Origin of the sequence: Ruminococcus callidus ATCC 27760, assembly GCF_000468015.1 — a bacterium.
Classification (GTDB): Bacteria; Bacillota; Clostridia; order Oscillospirales; family Ruminococcaceae; genus Ruminococcus_C; species Ruminococcus_C callidus.
On record NZ_KI260412.1, the window covers coordinates 1 to 1,419 of the forward strand.

2 protein-coding genes are annotated in these 1,419 nt (G+C 48.3%); both read right to left on the reverse strand.

Going from position 1 to position 1,419, the window contains the following annotated elements; genetic code table 11:
- Positions 1-1,148 (reverse strand): hypothetical protein (locus tag RUMCAL_RS08515; RefSeq protein WP_021682339.1); only part of this gene is annotated, 1,148 nt, incomplete at its 3' end.
- Positions 1,149-1,198: 50 nt separating this feature from the next.
- The coding region (locus RUMCAL_RS16255; protein WP_021682340.1) for a hypothetical protein at positions 1,199-1,419 on the reverse strand (221 nt) is incomplete at its 5' end.

The window sequence follows — 1,419 nt, forward strand, 5'->3', positions numbered from 1 at the left end:
TCCTCTGAGATGCCATATGTGGTAATATCCGGCGTGGCACAGATCGCTTCGATTCCATGCAAATTCGCATCATAGAATATCTGCCGTTTCAGTTCATGAGTCGGTACAGCGATCACAACAGGACGCACGCTGTCTTTCATGTAGTTGAGATAGGTGCTGGTCTTGCCCAAAGCGGTCTGCCCCTTGATGAGGTAAAGCTTGTTTTCCGCAGATGCCATTGCTGTTTGAAAGGCGTTTTGCAGGTCCTGGTGAGCCGTTTCCAAATCCACATAGCGCTCTCTTTTTAAAATGCGCACTTCTCGCCGGGTCGGTTTCGCCGTGGAAAGCATATTTTCGGAATGGCTGCACCGGTCACAATAATCGCAGTTTTCGCAAGACGGCACAGGCAGATTGTCCTTGATGATTGCTGTCAGAATTTCCTTCCAGTTGATATTCTGGTAGTGCTGTTCGGCATTCTTTTCCGAATGCATGATCTCCAGAAACTTTTGCTTTCCCTTTTCTGCACCGCACATGCCTCTTGCCAGAAAATAGATGTCCTGGGTGTTTTCGATTCTGCCCTCGGTAAAATCCCAGTAGAGCGGACAGCAGTCATAGAGGTTTTCCCAGCTGAAATTGCGGTAGACCGCTCTTCGCTGCTTGTTCCGGACACCTTGTGTGGCTTGGGTCTTGCCGTGGAGCTTCCATTTCGCCATGACCATTTTTGTCTCGTATCCATAGGTGCAGGCATCCAGAGGCGTGACGGAATAGGTGTTGTCTTTCAGTAGGTAGAGGATGGGGAGCGTATCTTCGACCTCTGTCTTTTCTTTTGCAAATTCTCTTCGCAGCACTTCTTTATAGTGCTTGGCATCGGTCAAGCCTCTTACATAGCTCAAAAACGCGAACAGGACATCGTAAATGCTGATCTGAAAGCGTGGTTCAAATTGGGTGGGATAGGCATAGGTTCGGTCTGCATACTGCGTTTGAAAAATCGCACAGAGCAGGTCGCCAAAAAACCGTGCGGTTCTTTTGTCGGCAAGCTCCTCCCGGAAAAAGAACAGCATATCGCCGTGTTGTTCCTGGTATAGGATTCCGTAGTGATAGGCGAGGTTCAGCATATGGTCTCCGTGAGGATTGGCTTGAAAATGTTTGAGTGCAATGACGTATTTCACGTTATCTTCTCCCTTCTTGCATTATCTTTTACCAGATAGTTCGGTCTGTTTTATTTTGAAAACCGGCGGTGCTGAAAATTCCGTCCATGCGTGCCGTCGTCGCTATGCGCCGTCACGCACAGACCAAAACGCCAGAAAGAACGGGATTTTTGTACACTGCCCTTATATAAATAAGGGAGTTGTGCATTTTTCCCGTCTGGTTGTTCTTCTGTGGTGTTTGTCGACCGGGGAGACAAAAACACCATGGAAGAAACGGTCAGCAGTGCCGGAT